The 22,900-nt window shown below is 73.5% G+C and carries 19 protein-coding genes and 1 pseudogene; 8 read left to right on the forward strand and 12 right to left on the reverse strand.

The genetic code is table 11. The features are described 5' to 3' along the window. Positions 1-69 precede the first annotated feature (69 nt). Together AC5L3C_RS26805 and AC5L3C_RS26810 are read right to left on the reverse strand one after the other, a co-directional pair. Positions 70-369: pseudogene (locus AC5L3C_RS26805) on the reverse strand (endo-1,4-beta-xylanase); the annotation flags it as partial. A 271-nt stretch (positions 370-640) separates the two neighbouring features. Continuing rightward, a complete protein-coding gene (locus tag AC5L3C_RS26810) occupies positions 641-1,333 on the reverse strand; it encodes a TetR family transcriptional regulator (RefSeq protein WP_493651392.1) in 693 nt (230 codons plus the stop codon). Positions 1,334-1,539: 206 nt separating this feature from the next. Between AC5L3C_RS26810 and AC5L3C_RS26815 the strand changes: the two genes are divergently transcribed. Genes AC5L3C_RS26815 through AC5L3C_RS26825 form a run of 3 tightly spaced genes read left to right on the forward strand, consistent with a single transcriptional unit; the run spans position 1,540 to position 5,026 of the window. Next, on the forward strand, positions 1,540-3,201 hold the full coding sequence (locus AC5L3C_RS26815) for a glycosyltransferase family 4 protein (protein WP_493651394.1): 1,662 nt from the start codon (positions 1,540-1,542) through the stop codon (positions 3,199-3,201). Beyond that, a complete protein-coding gene (locus AC5L3C_RS26820) occupies positions 3,195-3,935 on the forward strand; it encodes a class I SAM-dependent methyltransferase (protein ID WP_493651395.1) in 741 nt (246 codons plus the stop codon). The genes AC5L3C_RS26815 and AC5L3C_RS26820 overlap by 7 nt, the downstream gene beginning before the upstream one ends. After that, on the forward strand, positions 3,932-5,026 hold the full coding sequence (locus AC5L3C_RS26825; protein WP_493651396.1) for a prenyltransferase/squalene oxidase repeat-containing protein: 1,095 nt from the start codon (positions 3,932-3,934) through the stop codon (positions 5,024-5,026). Before AC5L3C_RS26820 ends, AC5L3C_RS26825 begins: the two co-directional genes overlap by 4 nt. Positions 5,027-5,051: 25 nt before the next feature. Here AC5L3C_RS26825 and AC5L3C_RS26830 read toward each other — a convergent pair whose 3' ends face one another. After that, positions 5,052-5,345 (reverse strand): hypothetical protein, encoded by a 294-nt coding sequence (locus AC5L3C_RS26830; RefSeq protein WP_493651397.1) that lies wholly within the window; start codon positions 5,343-5,345, stop codon positions 5,052-5,054. A gap of 62 nt (positions 5,346-5,407) precedes the next feature. Beyond that, entirely contained in the window at positions 5,408-6,190 is a 783-nt protein-coding gene (locus AC5L3C_RS26835) for a DUF2249 domain-containing protein (RefSeq protein WP_493651398.1), read from the reverse strand. A gap of 74 nt (positions 6,191-6,264) precedes the next feature. Between AC5L3C_RS26835 and AC5L3C_RS26840 the strand changes: the two genes are divergently transcribed. The 4 genes from AC5L3C_RS26840 to AC5L3C_RS26855 all read left to right on the forward strand — a co-directional run bounded on the left by AC5L3C_RS26840 (position 6,265) and on the right by AC5L3C_RS26855 (position 11,981). Next, the gene (locus AC5L3C_RS26840) at positions 6,265-6,993 is read left to right on the forward strand and encodes a helix-turn-helix transcriptional regulator (RefSeq protein WP_493651400.1); all 729 of its coding nucleotides are present in this window, start codon (positions 6,265-6,267) and stop codon (positions 6,991-6,993) included. 559 nt (positions 6,994-7,552) lie between these two features. Beyond that, positions 7,553-8,707, forward strand: coding sequence for a DUF8744 domain-containing protein (locus AC5L3C_RS26845; protein WP_493651401.1), 1,155 nt, complete (start codon positions 7,553-7,555; stop codon positions 8,705-8,707). Then, positions 8,704-11,409, forward strand: coding sequence for a multicopper oxidase domain-containing protein (locus tag AC5L3C_RS26850; RefSeq protein WP_493651402.1), 2,706 nt, complete (start codon positions 8,704-8,706; stop codon positions 11,407-11,409). Before AC5L3C_RS26845 ends, AC5L3C_RS26850 begins: the two co-directional genes overlap by 4 nt. A 167-nt stretch (positions 11,410-11,576) precedes the next feature. Then, positions 11,577-11,981: a putative zinc-binding protein gene (locus AC5L3C_RS26855; protein WP_206302321.1), complete on the forward strand. Its 405-nt coding sequence runs from the start codon at positions 11,577-11,579 to the stop codon at positions 11,979-11,981. Between the two features lie 13 nt (positions 11,982-11,994). Here AC5L3C_RS26855 and AC5L3C_RS26860 read toward each other — a convergent pair whose 3' ends face one another. From AC5L3C_RS26860 to AC5L3C_RS26890, 7 genes are all read right to left on the reverse strand, one after another. Continuing rightward, positions 11,995-12,744: a helix-turn-helix transcriptional regulator gene (locus tag AC5L3C_RS26860; protein ID WP_493651405.1), complete on the reverse strand. Its 750-nt coding sequence runs from the start codon at positions 12,742-12,744 to the stop codon at positions 11,995-11,997. A 78-nt stretch (positions 12,745-12,822) separates the two neighbouring features. Then, positions 12,823-13,197, reverse strand: coding sequence for a hypothetical protein (locus AC5L3C_RS26865; RefSeq protein ID WP_125506772.1), 375 nt, complete (start codon positions 13,195-13,197; stop codon positions 12,823-12,825). Then, complete coding sequence (locus AC5L3C_RS26870) at positions 13,194-15,569, reverse strand: nitric-oxide reductase large subunit (RefSeq protein ID WP_493651406.1); 2,376 nt, start codon at positions 15,567-15,569, stop codon at positions 13,194-13,196. Before AC5L3C_RS26870 ends, AC5L3C_RS26865 begins: the two co-directional genes overlap by 4 nt. 189 nt (positions 15,570-15,758) lie before the next feature. Continuing rightward, entirely contained in the window at positions 15,759-16,604 is an 846-nt protein-coding gene (locus AC5L3C_RS26875; protein ID WP_125506774.1) for a DUF5336 domain-containing protein, read from the reverse strand. Between the two features lie 160 nt (positions 16,605-16,764). Continuing rightward, positions 16,765-17,754 (reverse strand): N-acetylmuramoyl-L-alanine amidase, encoded by a 990-nt coding sequence (locus tag AC5L3C_RS26880; RefSeq protein ID WP_493651407.1) that lies wholly within the window; start codon positions 17,752-17,754, stop codon positions 16,765-16,767. A gap of 22 nt (positions 17,755-17,776) precedes the next feature. After that, positions 17,777-18,427, reverse strand: a complete 651-nt coding sequence (locus tag AC5L3C_RS26885) for a class I SAM-dependent methyltransferase (RefSeq protein WP_493654041.1) — start codon at positions 18,425-18,427, stop codon at positions 17,777-17,779. A 141-nt stretch (positions 18,428-18,568) separates the two neighbouring features. Beyond that, entirely contained in the window at positions 18,569-20,284 is a 1,716-nt protein-coding gene (locus tag AC5L3C_RS26890) for an MFS transporter (protein ID WP_493651409.1), read from the reverse strand. Positions 20,285-20,479: 195 nt separating this feature from the next. On the opposite strand from AC5L3C_RS26890, the gene AC5L3C_RS26895 reads away from it, so the two are divergent. Beyond that, the gene (locus AC5L3C_RS26895) at positions 20,480-21,916 is read left to right on the forward strand and encodes an MFS transporter (RefSeq protein ID WP_493651411.1); all 1,437 of its coding nucleotides are present in this window, start codon (positions 20,480-20,482) and stop codon (positions 21,914-21,916) included. Positions 21,917-22,265: 349 nt separating this feature from the next. On the opposite strand, the gene AC5L3C_RS26900 is transcribed toward AC5L3C_RS26895, so the two are convergent. After that, positions 22,266-22,898, reverse strand: coding sequence for a response regulator (locus tag AC5L3C_RS26900; protein WP_493654042.1), 633 nt, complete (start codon positions 22,896-22,898; stop codon positions 22,266-22,268). Positions 22,899-22,900: the final 2 nt, after the last annotated feature.

Genomic DNA, 22,900 nt, shown 5'->3' on the forward strand with positions numbered 1-22,900 from the left:
CTCGTCTAGGGCCGCGGGTGCGGGCGGTTCGGGGCGGGCCGGTCAGGCGGCCGTACAGGCGCCGACCTGTTTCATCTCGTTCTCGGGCGTCACCGAGTTGAACTCGCGGTCCAGCGTGGTGGCGTACTGCGACTCACCGAGGTGGTTCGCGGCGACGGCGGCCCCGAAGTTGCGGCCCTGTCCGGCCGCTGCCGCGCCCAGCGTGTCGGCGGCGTGGGCGGTGGTCTGGGGGAGTGCCGCGAGCGGGGTGACGGTGAGCGGGGCGGTGGTCGTGGCGCCGAGGCCGGCGCGGAGCCGGCGTCGGGAGGGGGCGCCTGTGGTCCTCGTGCCGGGGGGTAACGGTCTTCTCGATCGCCTTCGCTTTCGCATTCCGATCATGCGCATGCCTTCCCTTCGATGGGGCCCGTGCGATGCGACTCGGCGGGCGGGAATGCCGTGCTGTGCGCTGTGTACGTACTGTGCGGTGGTGCGAAAATTTCGGACTCGGCTCCGATTGCTGCGGAGACGATACGGAGGGATGGGGCAGGGGTCAACCATCCGGGCGGGGTGGAGCGGGAGTTGGCCGATTGAGGTGTCTCGTGCTCGGGGTGGGTCATCCGGGCCGGCGGCGGGGTGTCGAAAGTTTCGACCCCGGTGGCGCTCAGTCGGTGTCGGGTGTTCCCGATGTCGCCGACAGGTCCATCAGCCGGCACACCGTCTCGAGGTCGACCCTGACCTGGGCGATGGACGCGCGGCCCGAGAGCCAGGTGATCAGCGTCGAGTGCCAGGTGTGCTCGATGACGCGCACCGCCGCCAGCTGGTCCGGTGTGGGGTCGGTGAGCTCCATCGCGTCCAGGATGATCCGGGTGGTCAGCCGGGAGACCTGGTCGACCTCCGGGCTCACGCTGCGGTCCGCGAAGGTCAGCGCGCGCACCATCGCGTCCGCCAGGTGCGGCTCGCGCTGGAGCGCGCGGAAGGCGCGCATCAGGGTCTGCGCGACCCGCTCGGCCGGGGTGTCACCGGCCGGCGGCTTCTTGGCCAGCGTCGCGTGCAGGTGCTCCAGCTGGTCCTGCATCGTGGCGACCAGGAGGTGGATCTTGGAGGGGAAGTAGCGGTACAGCGTGCCGAGCGCCACCTGGGAGGACTCCGCGACCTCGCGCATCTGCACCGCGTCGAAGCCGCCCCGGGCGGCGAGCTGCGTGCACGCCTGGAGGATGCGGCGCCGGCGGGCCTCCTGCCGCTCGGTGAGCGGGGAGGCGGAGTCGGCGCGCCCGGCGGCCGGGTCGGGGCGTGCGGCGCCCGCTGCCGGCTTCGCCTTCTTGGGCGCCTGGGGCCTGTGGACTTCCGCGGGCATGGGTCCCGTCCGTGACAGTCGGTGAGGGTTGATGATCGGACAGCATGGCACGCCGTCCGCCGTGGCGTGAATCACCTGATCCACTGCTCACAGCATCCCTACCTGCCGGTAGATTCGGATCCTCCGAACGATCAACTCTGAAACTTGTTCTAGGTTAGCGTCCCGGCGTAATCTCGCGGGACAGTGCAGGCAGAAGGGGGCCCAGAGTGACCGCTGAGGCCAGTCAGGCCGGGCCCTCGGCGGGCCCCGCATCCGACGGCTTGCGACCGCTCCGGATCGCACTCCTCTCCTACAAGGGAAACCCGTTCTGCGGCGGCCAGGGCGTCTACGTACGCCACCTCTCCCGCGAACTCGCCCGCCTGGGACACCGCGTCGAGGTCATCGGCGCCCAGCCCTACCCCGTACTCGATGAGGGGTACGACGGGCTGAGCCTCACCGAGCTGCCCAGCCTCGACCTCTACCGCCAGCCGGACCCCTTCCGCACCCCCGGGCGCGACGAGTACCGCGACTGGGTCGACGCGCTCGAGGTCGGCACGATGTGGACCGGCGGCTTCCCCGAGCCGCTGACCTTCTCCCTGCGCGCCCGCCGCCATCTGCGTGCCCGGCGCGGCGACTTCGACGTCGTCCACGACAACCAGACGCTCGGCTACGGCCTCCTCGGCGACCTCGGCGCCCCCCTCGTCACCACCGTCCACCACCCCATCACCGTCGACCGGCGGCTGGAGCTGGACGCCGCCGAGAACTGGCAGCGGCGCTACTCGGTGCGCCGCTGGTACGCCTTCACCCGGATGCAGAAACGCGTGGCGCGCCGCCTGCCGTCCGTGCTCACCGTCTCCGGCACCTCGCGCCAGGAGATCATCGACGATCTCGGCGTACGGCGGGACCGTATCCACGTCGTCCACATCGGCGCCGACACCGACCTGTTCTCCCCCGATCCCTCGGTGGCCGTCGTCCCCGGCCGGATCGTGACCACCTCCAGCGCGGACGTGCCGCTGAAGGGGCTGGTCTTCCTCGTCGAGGCGCTGGCGAAGGTGCGGGCCGAGCAGCCCGACGCCCACCTGGTCGTGGTCGGCAAGCGGCCCGAGGAGGGACCCGTCGCCCAGGCCATGGAGCGGTACGGCCTTGAGGGCGCCGTCGAGTTCGTCAAGGGCATCTCGGACGCCGCACTGGTCGACCTGGTGCGCTCGGCGCAGGTCGCGTGCGTGCCGTCGCTGTACGAGGGCTTCTCCCTGCCCGCCGCCGAGGCCATGGCCACGGGCACCCCGCTGGTCGCCACGACCGGCGGCGCGATCCCCGAGGTGGCCGGGCGCGACGGGGAGACCTGTCTCGCCGTACCGCCCGGAGAGTCCGGGGCGCTGGCCGCCGCGCTGACCCGGCTGCTCGGCGACCCGGAGCTGCGCGCCCGCCTCGGCGCGGCCGGGCGCGAGCGGGTGCTGCGGCACTTCACCTGGGCCCGCGCGGCCGAGGGCACGGTGGCGCACTACCGGGAGGCGATGGACCGCGCGGCCGGGCGGGGCGACGCCGGCGGTGTGACGCGTACGACGGCACCGGCACCGGCTCCGGCTCCGGCTCCGGCACGGGCTTCGGCTCCGGCTCCGGCTTCGGCTCCGGCACGGGCTTCGGCTCCGGCTCCGGCACCGGCTTCGGCTCCGGCACGGGCTTCGGCTCCGGCACGGGCTTCGGCTCCGCGCGGGCAGGCGCCGGGCGTTGCAGGTGACGCCACCCTCGACACCCCCGCCGACGCGGGCTCCGCCCCCGTCCCGGTGAACGCGGCCGACGGCCTCTCCCGCAGGCCTGAACCCTCCGCAGCCTCCGACCGCTCCGGCCACTCCGACCGTTCCGACCGTGAAAGCAGGGCCACGTGCTGACCGTCGACTTCTCCCGGTTCCCGCTCGCCCCGGGCGACCGTGTCCTGGACCTCGGCTGCGGGGCCGGCCGGCACGCCTTCGAGTGCTACCGGCGCGGTGCGCGGGTCGTGGCGCTGGACCAGAACGGGGAGGAGATCCGCGAGGTCGCCAAGTGGTTCGCGGCGATGAAGGAGGCCGGGGAGGCGCCCGCCGGGGCCACCGCCACCGCCATGGAGGGCGACGCCCTCGCCCTGCCCTTCCCTGACGAGTCCTTCGACGTCGTCATCATCTCCGAGGTGATGGAGCACATCCACGACGACAAGGGCGTGCTCGCCGAGATGGTGCGCGTGCTCAAGCCCGGCGGACGGATCGCGATCACCGTGCCGCGCTACGGCCCGGAGAAGGTCTGCTGGACCCTCTCCGACGCCTACCACGAGGTCGAGGGCGGCCACATCCGCATCTACAAGGCGGACGAACTGCTCGGCAGGATCCGCGAGGCGGGCCTGCGCCCGTACGGCACCCATCACGCGCACGCGCTGCACTCCCCGTACTGGTGGCTGAAGTGCGCGTTCGGCGTGGACAACGACAAGGCGCTGCCGGTGCGGGCGTACCACAAGCTGCTGGTGTGGGACATCATGAAGAAGCCGCTGGCCACCCGGGTCGCCGAGCAGGCGCTCAACCCGCTGATCGGCAAGAGCTTCGTGGCGTACGCGACCAAGCCGCACCTGCCGCGCGCCGAGGCGGACGCCGCGTGACCACCTCCAGGTCCCCCCGGTCGCCCCGGACCGAACACCTCGTCCTGCCCGGCGTCCTGACGGCCGAGCAGGCCGCGGCGACCGTCGCCGGCATCCTCGCCGTGCAGCGGGAGGACGGGGCGATCCCGTGGTTCCGGGGTCACCACCTCGACCCGTGGGACCACGTCGAGGCGGCGATGGCCCTGGACGCGGCGGGCGAGCACGAGGCCGCCGAGCGGGCCTATCTGTGGCTGGCCCGGCACCAGTTGGAGGACGGCTCCTGGTACGCCGCCTACGCCGACGGCGACCCGCGCGACGTCACCGACCGGGGCCGGGAGACCAACTTCGTCGCCTACATCGCGGTCGGGGTGTGGCACCACTACCTCTCCACCGGTGACGACACGTTCCTCGACCGCATGTGGCCGGCCGTGTGCGCGGCGGTGGAGTTCGTGCTGCGGCTTCAGCAGCCCGGCGGGCAGATCGGCTGGCGGCGCGACGACGACGGCACGCCCGCGGCGGACGCCCTGCTCACCGGATCCTCCTCCGTCCACCACGCGCTGCGCTGCGCCCTCGCTATCGCCGAGCAGCGCGAAGAGCCGCAGCCGGACTGGGAGTTGGCGGCGGGGGCGCTGCGGCACGCGATCCGGCGGCACCCGGAGCGGTTCCTGGACAAGGACCGCTACTCGATGGACTGGTACTACCCGGTGCTCGGCGGCGCGCTGGACGGCGCCGAGGCCAAGGCGCGGATCGAGGACGGCTGGGACCGGTTCGTCGTGCCCGGCCTCGGGGTGCGCTGCGTGGTGCCCAACCCGTGGGTGACGGGCGGTGAGTCGGCCGAACTCGCCCTGACGCTCTGGGCGGTGGGCGAGTCCGACCGTGCGCTGGAGGTGCTCCAGTCGATCCAGCACCTGCGCGATCCGGAGAGCGGACTGTACTGGACGGGGTACGTCTTCGACGACGACGCGGTCTGGCCGCGCGAGCTGACGACATGGACGGCCGGTTCACTGCTGCTGGCCGTCTCCGCGCTCGGCGGCCACGAGCCGACCTGCGCGGTCTTCGGCGGCGACCGCCTGCCCGAGGGACTGGACCCGGACTGCTGCGCGCACGCGTAGACGCGGCCGCGACCGGACCGGCCGGTCAGCGCCGGCCCAGCCGGCCCGCAATGGCGTGGCCGATGAACAGATAGACGACGGCGGCGAGTCCGTAGCCGGCGACGACCCGGGCCCACTCCTCGTCGAAAGTGAACAGATCACGCGACCAGGCGGCCAGCCAGTCGGCCGCGTCATGGACGAACCGGACCAGGTCGTTGGCCCGGTTGGCGTCCAGCAGATACATCAGAATCCACAGTCCGAGGATGACGGCCATGATGTCCGCGATCACCGCGACGGCCGTCCCCGCGGAGTTGGAACCAGTGCGATATCGAGGGGACATACCTTCCGACTGGCCCCGAACGGCCGGTTGAAACCCGCAACGTCCGGGGCCGGGCCGGAGGTTCAGCGGTGGGTGAGCAGCAGCCGCCACGCCTCCGGGCCGCGCTCCTGGTACTCCACGGCGAAGACACCGGGGTTGCGGTCCTCGATCTGCCGCAGCAGCGGCAACGGGTCGTGCGGCGCCACGAGCAGCATGGACCGCCCGGCCTTCACGGCGCCGAGCGCCCCGAAGACGGTGGCGTGCCGCAGCGCGTGGGGGACCTCACGGACGTCGAGTTCGGGCACGTCGGCGTCGTCCGAGCCGCCGCAGGCGCAACCGCCGCCGCAGCCGCCGCCCGAGGACTCGCCCTCGGTCTCCTCGCCGCCGCCGAGCAGTTCGTGCATGCCGCCCAGCAGATCGGCCAGTGAGATGTCCGGGGCACCGGCGAGGAGCGGCAGGATCAGTGCGTTCTCCTTGTCCAGGTGCTCCTCGAACAGCACTTGGAGCGCCCGGGCGTCGGCCGCCGTCCGCACGGCGGGTCCGGACTCGCGCAGCGCGTCGACCAGGGCGGTCAGCCGGCGGTGCTCGGCGAGCATGCCGTCGACGAGGAGACGGGCCTCGGGCAGGTCGCGGGCGGCGGCGTACAGGGTGCTTTCCTCGGCGACCGCGTGCGGGAGCAGGTCCCGGTCGCAGAAGGCCACCAGTCCGGCGCGGACCTCGCCGGCCTCGGCCGGGTCGCGGTCCGCCGCGGCGATCAGCATCGCCACCCGTCCGGCGAGCTCACCGGCCAGCTGGGCGTGATGGGCCTCGACGGCTTCGACGGCCGCCGCGTCCTTCGGGTCCGATGCGAGGGTCAGGGTGCTCATCAGGGGGCCGTTCCTTCCAGCCGTGGGCGACCCGTCCGAATGGACCGGGCCGGTACCTGCAATATAGTACGGACATGACCGTGGAAAATAACGGCCCACTTCCCGGCAGCGGATCGCACCGCGTCCCGCTGTCCCGGCAGCGGCGCGGCGTCCTGCAGTACCTGCGCGGCCAGTCCGGTCCCGTCACCGCCACCGTGCTCGCCCAGGTGTGCGCGCTGCACGTCAACACCGTGCGCGAGCATCTGGACGCCCTGGTCGACGACGGCCTGGCGGCCCGCGAACGCTCCGCCCCCGCCGGACGCGGCCGGCCCGCCTGGCGCTACCGGGCCCGCCCGCCGCAGGAGTCCCCCGCCCGGGAGTACGCCGGGCTCGCCGCGGTACTGGCCGCGCGGATCGCCCGCACCAGCGCCGATCCGCGCGGGGACGCGCTCGCGGCGGGCGAGGACTGGGGGCGCGTGCTCACCGCCGGGCAGGAGCCGTCGGCCGACCCGCGGGAGGCACGGCAGCGGCTGCTCGACCTCCTCGGGGAGATCGGCTTCGCCCCGGAGGCCGACGCGGAGGCACGCGCGGTCCGGCTGCCGCGCTGCCCGTTCGTCGAGACGGCCCGCGAGCACCCCGGCGTCATCTGCGGCGTCCACGAGGGGCTGGCGAGGGCCGCGCTCGCCGCGCTGGGCGAGGACCGCCAGGAGATCGAACTCCTCCCCTTCGCCGAGGCCCACGCCTGCCGCCTCCACCTGGACACGGGCCCGCCGCCGACCGGGCGGGGCGGCAGCGCCGACGCCGGCCCGGGGGAGGCGTCGTGACGGCCCGGCATGCGCGCGCCGACGTCCCGCCCGGGGGCACCTCGCCGGGGATGCGTGCGCGGCACGGCATGGCCGGCGCGCTGCCGGGTGGGCGCTCCTACGCTTCCGGCTGCGCCTCACCGGCCGGTGGGACGGGTGGCGTGGTGGTGCGGTCGGCGTGTGCCGGTGCTGTCGTGCGCCGGAATTCCGCCGGGTGCGTGGGTGGGCGGTCGGGCGTCGGTGTTCGGCCCGAGGGCTGTCTCCGTCCGGCCGGCGGTGCCTGGTCGGGGGTGCGTGCGCGGCACGGCGTCGGCATGTCGCCGGGTGGGTGCTTCTGCGCCTTCGGTGGCGTCTCAGCGGCGGGTGGGACGGGTGGCGTGGTGGTGCGGTCGGCGTGTGCCGGTGCTGTCGTGCGCCGGAATTCCGCCGGGTGCGCGCCGGTGCTGTCCGGTGGCGGTACGCCGTCGGTGGGCTGTTGGCGGCCGGGTCCCGGCACCCCGCCCGGCGGGGGCCCGCGCCCGGGCACCGTCGCCCCGTCCGCGCGCCCTTCGTACGGCGCCGGCCTGCCGGAGGTGGCCCCGTGACCCCCCTCGGTGCCGAGGCCCGGCGGGCCGGTGCCCGGCGGGCGCCGTTGCTCGTCGCCGCCGGGGCCTGTCTGCTCGCCGGGCTCGATGCCGCCCTCCTGCTGCTCGGACTCCCCGCCCCGGTCACCAGTGAGCGTCTGCCCCAGGTGCACGGGGTGCTGCTGGTCCTGGGTTTCGCCGGCACGCTGGTCGCGCTGGAACGCGCCGTCGCGCTGGGCGGCCGCTGGCCCTACCTGGCCCCCGCCGCGCTCGGCGCCGGGGGCCTGTTGCTGCTCGGCCCCGTGGACCTGGCCGTCCCGCGGCTGCTGCTCGTCGCCGGGACCGCCGTACTGACCGCGCTGTACGTGCGCTTCTGGCGGCGGCAGCCGAGCGCGGCCCTGCTCGCCCAGGCGGCGGGTGCCGTATCGGCGCTCGGTGCGGCACTGCTGTGGCTGGGCGGCATCGACGTCCCCCGCATGCTGCCCTGGCTGGCCGCCTTCCTCGTCCTGACCATCGCGGGCGAGCGCCTGGAACTCGCCCGGGTGGCGGCCCTGACCCCGCACGCCGAACCAACCTTCCTGGCCTGCGTCGCAGCCGTCGCCACCGGCACCGTCGCCACCCTGATGTGGCCGGCCACGGGCACCCTCCTCCTCGGCGCCGCCCTGCTCGCCCTCGTCGCCTGGCTCGGCGTCCACGACGTCGCCCGCCGGCTGCTGCGCTCCACGGGACTGCCCCGCTTCACCGCCGCCTGCCTGCTCGCCGGGTACGCGTGGCTCGGCCTCGCCGGCGCCCTGTGGCTGCTGGGCGGTCCCGTCGTCGAGGGCAGCCGCTACGACGCCGTGGTGCACGCCGTGTTCCTCGGCTTCGTGATGTCGATGATCATGGCGCATGCCCCGGTGATCCTGCCCGCCGTACTGCGCCGCCCGCTGCCCTACCACCCCGGCCTCGCGGTGGCGGCCTGGCTGCTGCACGCCTCCCTCGCCCTGCGCGTCCTCGCTGGCGACCTGCGGGAGATCCACGGCGCCTGGCAGCTCGGCGGGGCCCTCAACATCGCCGCGGTGCTGCTCTTCGTCCTCACGGCGGCGACCGCGTCGGTCGCGGCCACCCGGCGCGCCGCCTCATCCGCTCCACCCGTCGCACCCGCCCACGCCGACCCGAGGAACACCCGGTGACCACGCACCTGTCCTCCCCCAGCGCGAACGCACCCGCCCCGAAGCCGCCCGGCCGCTCCCCGCGCGCCCTGTGGCACCTCGGAGTGAACGCGATCGTGGTGGCCTGGCTCGCGCTGTTCGCCGGGGTCGGCAGCGCCCACCACTTCCTGCCGCACGCCTCCTGGCTCCTGGTCCACACCCTCCTCCTCGGCGCGGTCACCAACGCCGTCGTCATCTGGTCGGGGCACTTCGCCGCGTCCGTGCTCCGGCTGCCCGAGGCGAACCGGGGCGCCCCCGCCGCACTGCGGCTGGTCTGCCTGAACGCCGGGGCCGTCGCCGTGATCGGCGGCATGTTCACCGACCGCTGGCCCGTCGTGCTCGTCGGCGCGGGCCTCGTCGCGGCCGCCGTCACCGCCCACGCCTGCTGGCTGGTCCGCCTGCTGCGCCGGGCGCTGCCCGGCCGGTTCTCCATGACCGTGCGCTACTACATCGCCGCCGCCGCCCTGCTGCCCGTGGGCGCCGCGCTGGGCGTCGTCATGGCCCGCGGCGACCTCGGCGGCGACCTGCCGGAACGGCTGCTGCTCGCCCACGAGATGATCAACCTGCTCGGCTGGGTCGGCCTCACCGTGGCCGGAACCCTGATCACCCTGTGGCCCACGATGCTGCGCACCCGCGTCGCCGACGGCGCGGAACGGGCCGGACGCCGGGCCCTCCCCGTCCTGCTCGCCGGGCTCGGCGCGGCCGTCGCCGCCGCGCTGCTCGGCCCCCCGCCGCTGGCCGCCCCGGGCGTGGCCGCCTACGCCGCCGGGCTCGTCGTCGCCGGCATCCCCTGGGTGCGCGAGGCCCGGGCGAAGGCCCCGAGTTCCTTCGCGGCCTGGTCGGTGGCCGCGGGCAGCCTCTGGCTCGCCGGGTCCCTGCTCGCCCTGGCCGGCATCCTCCTCTCCACGACCTCGTGGGTCACGGTGGGGGAGCGCACGTCGCTGCTCACCGCGCCGCTCGCCGCGGGCTGGATCGCCCAGGTGCTGCTCGGCGCCCTCAGCTTCCTCGTGCCCGTGGTCCTGGGCGGCGGCCCCCTGGCCGTACGGGCGGCCACCGCCGGGCTCGAACGAGCCTGGCCCGCCCGGCTGACCATCACCAACGCCGCGCTGCTGCTCTGCGTCCTGCCGGTGCCGTCCATGGTCCGGGTGGTCTGCTCGGTGCTGCTGCTGGTGATGCTGCTGTACTTCCTCGTCCTGCTGCTGCTCACGGTCGTACGGGGCATACGCAACCGGCGGAAGGGCTCGACGGCCGAGCCGGCGCCCCGGCCCGCCCCCGCTCCGGCGCATCGGGTGCTCGGGGGCGTGGCCCTCGGGCTCGCCGTCGTGATGCTGGCCGTCGCGGGCGGTGGCGCGGCGGACGTGCGGTCGCTGCCGGTCCTGGAGCGGTCCGCCGCGACGAGCGCGGACGGCGGCGAGGTGACACCGACCGGCCGCACGACCACCGTCGAGGTGACGGTGCGGAACATGCGCTTCTCCCCGGCCACCGTGGACGTGCCCGCGGGCGACCGCCTGGTGATCGAGCTGCACAACACCGGTGACGACACCCACGACCTGGTCCTGGAGACCGGCGCCCGCACCGACCGGATCGCCCCGGGGAAGCGGGCGACGCTGGACGCGGGCGTCGTCGGACGGAACCTGGACGGCTGGTGCTCGGTGGTCGGGCACCGGCAGATGGGCATGGTGTTCGCCGTACGGGTCACCGGCGGCGGCGACGACGGACGGGCGGCCGACGCCCAGGAGCACGGCACCGCGCACGACCACACCGGGACGGCCCCCGACGGCGACGGCACCTCCGCCGCCGACGCCTTCGACCCGATGGCCGAACCCGCCGACGGCTTCACCGCCCGCGACGCCCAGCTCCCGCCCGCCGGCGACGCGTCCGGGCCCACCGTGCACAAGCGCACCCTCACCGTGAAGGAGACGGAGACCGAAGTCGCCCCCGGCGTACGGCAGACGCTGTGGACCTTCGACGGAACGGCCCCCGGGCCCGTGCTGCGCGGCCGCGTCGGTGACACCTTCGAGATCACCCTCGTCAACGACGGCACCATCGGCCACTCCGTCGACTTCCACGCCGGAGCGCTCGCCCCGGACAAGCCGATGCGTACCATCGGGCCCGACGAGTCACTGACGTACCGCTTCACGGCCACCCGTAGCGGGGTGTGGATGTACCACTGCTCGACCATGCCGATGTCCCTGCACATCGCCAACGGCATGTTCGGCGCCGTCGTCATCGACCCGCCCGGGCTGCCGCGCGTGGACCGCGAATACCTGCTGGTCCAGTCGGAGTTCTACCTCGGCGAGCAGAACGGCACCGCCGACGCGGACAAACTCAAGGCGAAGGAGCCCGACATGGTCGCCTTCAACGGGTACGCCAACCAGTACGACCACGACCCGCTGACCGCGAAGGCCGACGAGCGGGTACGGATCTGGGTGCTGACGGCCGGACCGAACGTGCCGAGTGCCTTCCATGTGGTGGGCGGGCAGTTCGACACGGTGTTCCGCGAGGGCGCCTACGAGCTGCGGCCGGGGAACCGGGAGCGCGGTGGCGCGCAGGTGCTCGATCTCGCGCCCGCGTCGGGCGGATTCGTCGAACTGACCCTGCCCGAGCCCGGCAACTACCCCTTCGTCACCCACGTCATGACCGACGCGGAACGCGGCGCGCACGGCATCCTGCGCGTGCGCTGAACCGCGTGCGCCGAACCGCTTGCGCCGAACCGCGTGCGCCGACCGGGCCGAAGGGGCCGAACGGCCCCGGGCGGTGGCCCGACGGACCCCTGCGTCCGCCGGGCCACCGCTCCTACGCTGCGGGGGAACGCACCGTGCGATCCCCGCCGTTGTGAGTGAGGTCCCCTGTGAAACGCCGCCGTGATCTGCCGCTCGTCTACTCCTGCTCGGGCTGCTCGAGCGCGGCTCAGATGACCAACTGGATCGCCGTCCAGCTCGACCGGCGCGGCATCGCCGAGATGTCGTGCATCGCGGGCGTCGGCGGGGACGTGCCGAGCCTGGTCCGCAAGGCCCGCAGCGGCCGGCCGGTCATCGCCGTCGACGGATGTGTGCTGCAGTGCGCCCGGAACTGTCTCGCGCGGCAGGGCGTGACGCCGGCCGTGCATCATCTCCTCAGCGACGACGGCGTGCGCAAACGGCTGGGGGAGGACTTCGACCCGGAGCAGGCCGAGCAGGTGCTCGACGGGCTGATCGCCCGGATCGGGGAGGAGACCGGAGGCGCGCAGCAGCAGGGGGAGCCCGTCGGCCGCTGAGCCGTGCCGGGGCTCAGGCGGCGTCCGTGCGGCGCAGGGTCGCCACGCACACGTGCGGGGTGACGAAGGGCTCCAGGCCGTCGGCGGCCAGCGGGGCCCGCAGCGTCTCCACCGTGCCCCGCATCAGGCCCAGGTGGATGGCGCACACGATGTCCGGGCGGCGCTCGGCCACTTCACGGAACGGGCAGTGGTGCAGGCGCAGCTTCCGCCCGCCGGCCCCGCCCGGGCCCGCCTCCGCCGCTGCCTCTTCCTCCGTGCCCGCCTCTTCCACCGCCTCCGTCACCGCTTCCGGCGCGAAGCCCACGGCCTCCAGGGTCGCCACCAGCCGGCGCTCCGCCTCCGCCGCGCCGATCCGCTCGGTGGGGGCGGGTGCGTCGGTCAGATACGAGCCCCACGCGTGACCGGCCCGAGTGGCGGCGGCCACCGGATCGTCCACGGTGGAGGAGACGACGCCGAGGAGGATGTCGGAGAGCAGCCGGTAACTGCGGGAGCCGTCCGGGCCCTCGGCGGCGACGGCGGAGTACACCACCTTCGGCCGCCCCGGTTCGTCGCGCGGCGCGGTGTCGCGCACCGCCAGGCCTTCGGCGACGAGCGCGTCCAGATGGAAGCGGGCGGTGTTGAGATGCACGCCCACGCGGGTGGCGGTGTCGGCGGCGCTCAGGGGCTTGCCCGCCTCGCGCAGCAGTTGCAGGACGGCGGCACGCTTTCCCCGCTGGGCCGGAGCATGGGTGCCGGGGTCGGTGAGCGGGCCTCGTGGGGTCATGTCAGGATGATACAACCGTAGGGGTTAGAAACAGGAATATCTGTTTCTAACCCCTACCGTGTAGGGCCGTGGCCCCGCTCACCCGGGCGGTGAGACCTTGGCGTGCCGCAGCCTGCGCCCCAGCAGGGCCAGGAGCACACCGTGCGGCACGGCCACCGCGGCCAGCAGCGCGGCCTCCGCCGGTGCGTGGTGGCGGACCGCCTCGGCGCCGGTGAGCACGAGGGCCACCACGGAGACGAACAGCGAGACGGCCCGGTGGAAGCGGTGCACCTCCGAGTGCGGCCACTCATGGGGGTCCGCCCGCTCCGGGGTCCGCCCGGCCGCCCGGTGGTAGCCCGCGAAGATCCGGGACTCCCAGGCGCCGGTGCTCTGCCGGCCGTAGACGTCGAGGCCGATCACGACCAGCAGGAGCAGGGTCACGTATCCGGCGGCGAGCAGGGTCTCGCCGCTCATGGGGACACCTCCTTCGCACCGTCCGTCTCGCCGTCCGGGTCGCCGTCCGTCTCGCTCTCCGTCTCACCGTCGGTGTCGGCTCCCACCTCGGTGAACAGCAGGCTCACCTCGGTGTCCCCGGGCTGCCTGGTACGGCCGACGCGGTGGCGTACGCCCAGCCAGGTCATCCACAGCAGCGGCAGCACACCGCCGACGATGAACACCACGTCTCCGGGCAGGCGCAGCCATTCCAGGAACACGTTGGTGTCGCCCTGGAGATAGCCGAGGCTGCGGGCGTCCGCGTAGCCGCTCTCGACCACCTCGTACAACTGGAGGGCGCCGCTGGGCAGCAGGGTGGCGAACGACATCCACGCCAGGCCCAGGTTGAGCGACCAGAACGCGAGCCGGGGCCAGCGGTCCGACCACTTGTTCTCGGGGATGAGATACCGCAGCGCGAACACCGCGAAGCCGACCGCGAGCATGCCGTAGACGCCCATCATCGCGCCGTGCGCGTGGTTGGCCGTCAGTCCGGTGCCCATCTCGTAGTAGGAGACGATCGGCAGGTTGACCAGGAAGCCGAACACCCCGGCGCCCAGGAAGTTCCAGAAGCCGACCGCGGCCAGGAACATGACCGCCCACCGGTGCGGGAAGGGCGTGCCCGACGGGCTGTGGCGGCGGGCGCCCATCTGCAGGAAGCTCCACGCCTCCACGGTGAGGAAGAGCAGGGGCACCACTTCGAGGGCGGAGAACGTGGCGCCGAGCGCGAGGTGTTCGGCGGGCTCGCCCGAGAAGTACAGGTGGTGCATGGTGCCGATCACGCCGCCCGCGCCGTACAGCACGATGTCGAGGAAGATGACGGACAGCGCCACCCGTTCGCGGACGACACCGAGCAGGACGAAGAGGTAGGCGACCGTCGCGGTGGTGAACAGCTCCATGAAGTCCTCGACCCACAGGTGCACCACGATGAAGCGCCAGAAGTCGGCGGCGGTGAACTGCGTGTCCGGACTGGCCAGCAGGCCGACGGCGTAGAACGCGGGCAGGGCGAGCGCGGCCAGGAAGAACAGCCACGGCATGTTGGCGACGCTCTCCCCCCGGAGGCGGCGGCGCAGCCCGCGGAAGAGGATGACGACCCAGATCACCATGCCGAGGGTCAGCAGGACCTGCCATACGCGCCCGAGGTCCAGGTACTCCCAGCCCTGGTTTCCCAGTTGGGCCCACAGGTCGCCGAGCCAGCCGCGCTGACCGGCCAGTTCGCCCAGCAGGCTGCCGACGACCACGACGACCAGCGCGCCGAGCAGGATCCGGGTCAGCAGGGCCTGCCGCCGGGGCTCCCAGCCGCGGGAGATCAGCGGGGCGATGAAGATGCCGATCGCCAGGAACGAGGTGACCACCCAGAAGATCGACAGCTGGGTGTGCCAGGTGCGGACCAGGTTGTAGGGCAGCCAGCGGTCGAGCGGGACGCCGAAGAAGCTCTGCAGGTCGGCCCGGTAGTGCTGGGCGGCGGAGCCGAGCAGCACCTGGACCAGGAACAGGGCGGCCATGACGAGGAAGAACCACGCCGTGGCGCGCTGCGCCGGGGTGAGCGTGACCCGGTCGGGCGAGTGGAAGCGCAGCTCGCGATGGTCGCGGTGGTGCCAGCCGAGGAAGTTCCAGCGTCCGAAGGCGGCGAACAGCGCACCGGTCCCCACCAGCAGGAAGATCAGCGACAGCACGCTCCAGGTCACGGTGTGACCGGTCGGCTCGTTGTCGACCAGGGGCTCGGAGGGCCAGTTGTTGGTGTACGAGTAGTCGTGGCCGGGACGTTCGGCCGCGGCGGTCCACGCCGTCCAGGCGAAGTAGGCCGTGACGTCGTGGATCTCGCCGGGGTCGGTGATCGCGTCCGGCTTGAGGCCCTGCTTGCCGTCGGGGCTGCCGAGCAGGCCGGCGTAGTGCTCGGTCAGTTCGGCGAAGGCGGCGGCCTGCGCGTCGCTCCACACCAGGGTGCTGGTGGAGGCGTCGTAGCGGTTGGTGCGGTAGTCGTCGACCGTGCGCTCGTGGGCGTCCGCCGAGTCGCCGCCGTAGGACTCGCGTACCAGTGTGGCGCTGCGGTTGAGGTAGTCGGCCGTGAAGTCCGGGCCCAGATAGGCGCCGTGGCCGTAGATCGATCCGTACTGCATCAGCCCGGTGCGCAGGAACACCTTCTGTCCCTCGCGGACGTCGTCACCGGTGAAGACGACCTCGCCGGCGGCGGTGACGGTGCGCTCGGGTATGGGGGGCTGGGCCTGATAGGTCCGGATCGCCAGGAAACCGAGGACGAAGAAACCGCCGAGCGTGACGAGTACCGCCGCCTGGACCCAGCCGCGGGCGATCAGCCGCGGCCGCTTGGTTCCGGGTGGTCTGGGTGCTGCTCCCATGTGGCATGCCCTTCTTGACATGGGGCGCCCGTGGAGGGCGCTCTGTCCTGCCCGAAGAGTAGTACCAGTGGATTTAGTTTTAACTATGGGGTTCGGTTAAACGAGCCACGTGCCCGCCGCGGGCGGCACCGACGACAACGGCCCCCCGCCCGGGAAGGGCGGGGGGCCGTGACGAGGAGGGGGCCGGGATCAGCCGCGCTGGATACCCGACGTGTCCTGCAGAACGCCGCGACGGCCGTCCTGCGTCTGCGCGATGAGCGACTGGCCGCGCTGCTCGACCGCCAGGTACCAGGTACCGGGCGCGAGTTCCGCGATCGGCGTGGGCGAGCCGTCCTCCGGGTAGAGCGGACGCGGCACCGGCACGGCGAACCAGAACGGCGAGAAGTCACCGGCGGGCGCGGGAGCGGCGGGCTGCCCCTGCTGCGGCTGGCCCGGGAAGGGCTGCTGCCCGGGCTGACCGGGATGGCCCGGCTGCGGCTGGCCACCGAAGGACGCCTGCTGCGCACCGGCACCCGGGTAGCCGTAACCACCGGGCGGCTGGGCGCCGTACGGCTGCGGGGCGGCGGCGGGACCGGCGGCCGGGAGGAGGGAGCCCTTGAGGGCGGGGACCAGGGGGGTCGCGACGGCGGCGGCGGCCATGACGAGCGTGGCGATCAGGGCGAGGATCAGGCCCGTGCCGGCGCCGATGTCGTCGGAGAAGCCACCCTCGCCGTCGAATCCACCGGTCGGGTCGAAGATGTTGCCGAGCGCGCACCACGCGGCGAAGACCGTGAAGCCGACGCCGAACTGGCCGAGGTCGAGGCCGACGATCTTGCGCGGCTGAGGCAGCCCCCGGGCCACGACGACGAGCGCGGCACCGATGATCCCCGCCAGCACGATGCCGAGCACCACGGGCCCGCTGTCCCACAGGTTGGGGATGTCCGCGCTGTCCGGGGCGCCATCGATCGAATAGAGATCGAGGAACGACGCGATGAACAGCAATACCGCTGCTCCGATCACCACGCCGTCGCCTCGAGTGAGGGAGCGGATATTCACTTCAGGTCCTTCGTAGGTCGTCTCGTCGTCGGAAGAGGCGTCGCTGTCACCATGTCGCCCGAAGCGTCCGGTGCGAAGCGCGGGGGTGGCGCCCCTCATCGTACGGACGACACTATCGTCCGCGGGATCGGGATGTCCGCCCGGATCAGCGCGCTGACCCCTACCCGCGCAGGAAACTCACGATTCCCTCGGAAATCCCTTGCGCCGCTTTCTGCCGCCAGGCACCGCTGGTCAGCAGTGCCGCGTCCTTGCTATCGCGCATGTTGCCGCACTCGATGAACACCTTGGGAACCGTTGACAGATTGAGACCGCCCAGGTCCTTACGCGTGACGAGACCGGTGCCGCCGCCGACGTAGTTGGAGGGCGCGCTGCCGGTGACGCGCACGAAGTTGCCCGCGATGCGTTCGCCGAGTTCGCGGGAGGGTTCGACGATGGGGCGGGTGTCGGCCGCGCCGGCGTGCACACTGCCCGGAAGGATGACGTGGAAGCCGCGGTTCCCGGTGCCGGAGCCGTCCGCGTGGATCGAGACCACGGCGTCGGCCTGTGCGTTGTTGCCGATCCGGGCCCGCTCGTCCACGCACGGCCCGAACGGCCGGTCGGCGTCCTGCGTCAGTTTCACGGTGGCGCCCTGCTGTTCGAGCAGCGTACGCATCCGGTGGGCGACGTCGAGGGTGAACTGTGCCTCGGCATAGCCGTCGTTGGTGGCGGTGCCGGTGGTGTCGCACGCCTTGCGGTTGGTCCCGATGTCCACCTGCCGGTTGATCTCCGAGGTGTGCCGGACGTTGCCCGGATTGTGACCGGGGTCGATGACGACGACCTTGCCCTTGAGCGGGCCGGTAGCGGCGGGCGCGGAGGCGGAGGCCGACGGGGACTTCGCGGGTGCGGAGGCCGAAGGTGCCTTGTCCTCGGGACCGGCCGACGGCGACGTGCTCCCGGACGTCGCGGACGAGGGCGACGGCGTGGGGGACGCGGCGGACGAGGAGGCGGCGGCGCTGCCCGAGCCCGTGCCGTCCCCCGACCCGCCCACGGCCGCGTACACGGCCCAGCCGAGCAGCGCCCCGGGCACGAGCGCGGCGAGCGCCACGGTCAGGGTGCGACGCCGGGAGCGCGGGGGCGGGGGCTGATCGAATTCGGGACCTGTGTACGACACGCAGTCACCCTAGCGTCGGGGATCAGACGCCCGCGCCCGTGCGCCGCAGGACGCGCAAGGAGCCGGTCACCGAGGTTTCCGTGAACGCGCCGGACGCCAGTGCCCTCAGGTACACGCGGTAGGGAGCCTGGCCGGTGAACTCGTCCGCCGGGTCCGGGAAGACGTCGTGGATGACGAGGAGGCCGCCCTCGGCGATGTGCGGGGCCCACCCCTCGTAGTCGGCGGTGGCGTGCTCGTCGGTGTGGCCGCCGTCGATGAAGACGAGGGCGAGCGGGGCGGCCCAGAGGGCGGCGACGCGGGGGGAGCGGCCGACCAGGGCGACCACGTGGTCCTCCAGGCCCGCGCGGTGCAGGGTGCGCCGGAAGGTGGGGAGGGTGTCCATCAGACCCAGTTCGGGGTCGACGGTCTCCGGGTCGTGGTAGTCCCAGCCGGGCTGCTGCTCCTCGCTGCCGCGGTGGTGGTCCACGGTGAGGGCCGTGACCCCGGCGGCGCGGGCCGCGTCGGCGAGCAGGACCGTGGAACGGCCGCAGTAGGAGCCGATCTCCAGCAGGGGCAGCCCCATCCGGCCGGCCTCGACCGCCGCCGCGTACAGGGCGAGCCCCTCGTCCACGGGCATGAACCCCTTGGCCGCCTCGAACGCGGCCAGGATCCCCGGTTCGGGTGCCGTCGGCAGGGTGCGTGCCTGTTGTGAGGTCGTACGTGTGTCCACGGGCCCATGCTGCCGCACCGCCCGCCGGACGACGCGCCGGGGGTACCGAGGGGTAACGGGAGCGAGGGGGCGCGGCGGACGCCGCCTCGCTCCGGGCGCCCGGGACTACGCCGTGACCGTCTCTCCCGGCAGGGACAGGTCCAGGTCGATCGGGTCGTGCTCGCCGGTGTGGGTGGCCGGGGAGGTGAGCGGGGGATGGCCGGGGGCGTGGGCGGTGAGGGCGTAGGCGCCCCGGCCGGGGACGGTGAGCGCGTAGGTGCCGTCGGCGGCGGAGACGGTGGTGCCCGCCGGGCGGCCGTGGCGGTCGGTCAGGCTGATCCGGGCGCACGCGACCGGGACCCCCGCCGCGTCCAGGACCCGGCCCCGGAAGCCGCGCGGGGCGTCGTCCTCGCTGCCGGCCCGCAGCTGCGGCGCCGGCGGGCGTCCGGCGGGCAGGAACACGGCGAGGAGCAGGCCCACGGCCACCGCGGCCGTCGCGATCATGAAGGAGAGGCGGAAGCCGTGCAGCGTCGGGATCTCCGCACCGCCCACCGTGTCCGAGGTGACCGCCAGCACCATGCCGATGACGGCGCTCGACACCGACGTACCGATGGAGCGCATCAGCGTGTTGAGCCCGTTCGCCGCGCCGGTCTCCGACGCCGGGACCGCGCCGATGATCAGCGCGGGCAGGGAGGAGTAGGCGAGGCCGATGCCCGCGCCGATGACCGTCGAGGTGACGACCGTCTGCCAGGCGGCGTCCATCAGTCCGAGGCCGCCGCCGTAGCCCGCCGCGATGACCAGCAGGCCGATGATGAGGGTGGTCTTCGGGCCGTACCGGGCGGACAGACGGGCGTAGAGGGGAGCCGTGAACATCATCGTCAGGCCCAGCGGGGCCACGCACAGGCCCGCGACGACCATGGACTGGCCGAGCCCGTGCCCGGTCGCGGCCGGCAGTTGCAGCAACTGGGGCAGGACCAGCGAGACGACGAAGAAGGAGACGCCGACCATGATCGACGCGAGGTTGGTGAGCAGGACCTGACGGCGGGCGGTGGTCCGCAGGTCCACCAGGGGCGCGGAGACCCGCAGCTCCATCAGGCCCCACAGGAGCAGAACCACGACCGCCGCGCCGAGCAGCCCCAGCGTGGTGCCGGAGGACCAGCCCCAGTCGCTGCCCTTGGAGAGGGGGAGCAGGAACAGCACGAGCCCGGCGGACAGCCCCAGCGCGCCCGGCAGGTCGAAGGTGCCGGGCGCCCGCACCGGGGACTCCGGTACGACGGCCAGGGTGAGGACGATGGCGAGGGCGCCCAGTCCCGCGGCGCCGAAGTAGAGGGCGTGCCAGTCGGCGTGCTGGGCGACCAGCGCCGCGGCGGGCAGCGCGAGACCGCCGCCGACGCCTATGGAGGAGCTCATCAGCGCCATCGCGGAGCCCAGCCGCTCGCGCGGCAGCATGTCGCGCATCAGCCCGATGCCCAGCGGGATCGCGCCCATCGCCACGCCCTGCAGCGTGCGGCCGACGATCATCAGGATCAGGTCACTGGTGAACGCGCTGATCAGCGCGCCGGCCACCATCCCCCCGAGGCTGGCGACGAGCATGCGCCGCTTGCCGTGGAGGTCGCCGAGCCGGCCCATGATCGGGGTGGCCACGGCGCCGGAGAGCAGGGTGGAGGTCAGGACCCAGCTGGCGTCGGCGGGGGAGGCGTCCAACAGCCGCGGCAGGTCCTTGACGACCGGGAGCAGCAGGGTCTGCATCACCGCGACGGTGATGCCCGCGAAGGCGAGCACCGGGACCACGGTCCCGGCCGCTCTGCCGACGGGGCGGTCGGACGTCGTCGTGTGCGTCATGAAGGGTGCCTCCGGTGCCGGCAAGTCGATACGTGTACGCCGAACCCCGTACACCGAGGCAACTATTCCGATGTTTCGGCCCCCTAACGAATTCTTGACCGTTCCTTGGTGAGGAGGCCCACCCCGGCCTAGACCCGGCGTACGAGGCCGCGTCGGCCGAAATGCCGATGCGTGGGTGGCCGGATGGTTGAGAGCATGACCCCCATGCTCGACGCCACCGACACCGCCCGCATACCCGACCGCCGCACCTCGCCCCCCATGTGGCTGGTGGTGGCGCTGGCCTGTGCCGGCCAGTTCCTCGTCGTCCTCGACATCTCGGTGGTGAACGTCGCGCTGCCGTCCATGCGGACCGCCCTGGCCCTCGACGCGCAGGGCCTGCAGTGGGTGGTGAACGCCTACTCCATCGCCTTCGCCGGCTTCATGCTGCTCGGCGGCCGCGCCGGTGACCTCTACGGACGCAAGCGCATGTTCCTCATCGGCCTCGGCCTGTTCACCCTGGCCTCACTCGCCGGCGGGCTGGCCCAGGAGGGCTGGCAGCTGCTGCTGGCGCGGGCGGCGCAGGGGCTGGGCGCCGCCGTGCTGGCGCCCTCCACGCTCACCATCGTCACCTCGGCCGTGCCGGAGGGCGCGGCGCGGGCCCGGGCGATCGCGACCTGGACGGCCGTGGGGGCGGGCGGCGGCGCGGCCGGCGGGTTCGTCGGCGGGCTGCTGGTCGACGCGCTGTCCTGGCGGTGGGTGCTGCTGATCAACGTTCCCGTCGGCGCGGTGGTGCTGGCCGGGGCCGCCCGGTGGCTGGCGGAGAGCCGGGCCCGGGACGGGCGGCGGCTCGACCTGCCGGGCGCGGTGCTGGTGACGGCGGGCCTGGCCACCTTGGCGTACGGCATCTCCCAGACCGAGGCCGAGGGCTGGACGGCCGCCGCCACCCTGGTGCCGCTGGCCGCGGGACTGGCCCTGATCGCGCTCTTCCTCCTCGTCGAGGCCCGCTCCAAGGCCCCGCTGATGCCGCTCGGGCTGCTGCGGCTGCGCTCGGTGGCATCGGCGAACGTCGCGATGTTCCTGAGCGGCTCCGCGATGTTCTGCATGTGGTTCTTCATGACCCTGTACGCGCAGAACGTCCTCGGCTACACCCCGCTCGAGGCGGGCCTCGCCCTGGTGCCCAGCTCCCTCGCCGTGGTCCTCGGCTCCAAACTCGCACCGCGTCTGATGCGTACGGCGGGACCGCGCACGGTCGCGGTGTTCGGCGCGCTGGTCTCACTGACCGGCTTCGGCTGGCAGTCGACGATGACCGCGGACGGGGCGTACCTCACCGCGATCATGTTCCCCGGGATCCTGATGATGCTGGGCGCGGGCCTCGCCGGGACCCCGCTCGCCGCGCTGGCCACGTCCGGCGCGGCGCCGGGGGAGGCCGGGCTGGTCTCCGGCCTGGTCAACACCTCCCGCACGATGGGCGGCTCGCTGGGCCTCGCCGTCATGTCGACCATCGCCGCCGCCCACACCGCGGGAGTCCGGACACCGGAGGCGCTGACGGACGGCTACGCCCTGGTCTTCAGCGTCGGGACCGTCGTCCTGGCGGCCGGGGCGGTCCTGATGTGGGCGTGGCTGCCCCGCCGGGCGGCGGCCGAAGCGCACTGAGCCCTGGCCCCGGGGGGGCACATCGGACCTTTGGCCCCGGTCGGGGTGCGCGGGGCCGTGGTTTGGGTCGGGGCGCGGAGCCCTGGTTCGGCTCGGGGTGCGCTGGGCCGTGGTTTGGGTCGGGGTGCGTGGGGCCGTGGTTTGGGTCGGGGCGCGGAGCCCTGGTTCGGCTCGGGGTGCGGTGGGCTTCTGGTTCGGGCCGGGGCGCGAGGGACCGTGGTTTAGGTCGGGGTGCGCGGGGCCCTGGTCCCGGGTCGGTCGGGTGCGGTGGGTGTCTGGTTCGGCGGAGCGCACTGATGCCCTGGTCCCGCCGAAGCGCACTGAGCCCCACGCCCGCGCCGGGCCCCGGTCACAGCCACCCCTGGTGGCGGGCCTCGCGCAGGGCCTCCATGCGGTTGCGGGTGCCGGTCTTGCCGATCGCCGCCGAGAGGTGATTGCGGACCGTGGACTCCGACAGGTGCAGCCGGCTCGCGATGTCCGCGACGGTCGCCCCGTCCGCCGAGGCCCGCAGCACCTCGCACTCACGGGCCGACAGCGGGCTGGGCCCCGCGCTGAGCGCCGCGGCGGCCAGCGCGGGATCGACCACCGTCTCCCCGGTCAGCACCCGGCGGATCGCCGAGGCCAGCTCCTCCACCGGCCCGTCCTTGACGAGGAAACCGGCGGCCCCCGCGTCCATGGCCCGCCGCAGATAGCCGGGCCGGCCGAACGTGGTGAGGATCAGCACCCGGCAGTCCGGCGCCTGGTCCCGCAGTTCCGCGGCGGCGTCCAGGCCGCTCATCCCGGGCAGCTCGATGTCGAGGAGGGCGACGTCGGGGCGGTGGGTGAGCGCCGCGTCCACGATCACGTCACCGGCGGCAACCTGGGCCACCACCTCGATGTCGGGCTCCATCCCGAGCAGCAGCGCGAGCGCGCCGCGCATCATCCTCTGGTCCTCCGCGAGCAGCACCCGGACGGACTTGGCGGGCCGGTGGTCGCGGGGCATGT

It is taken from the genome of Streptomyces speibonae, from assembly GCF_984686075.1.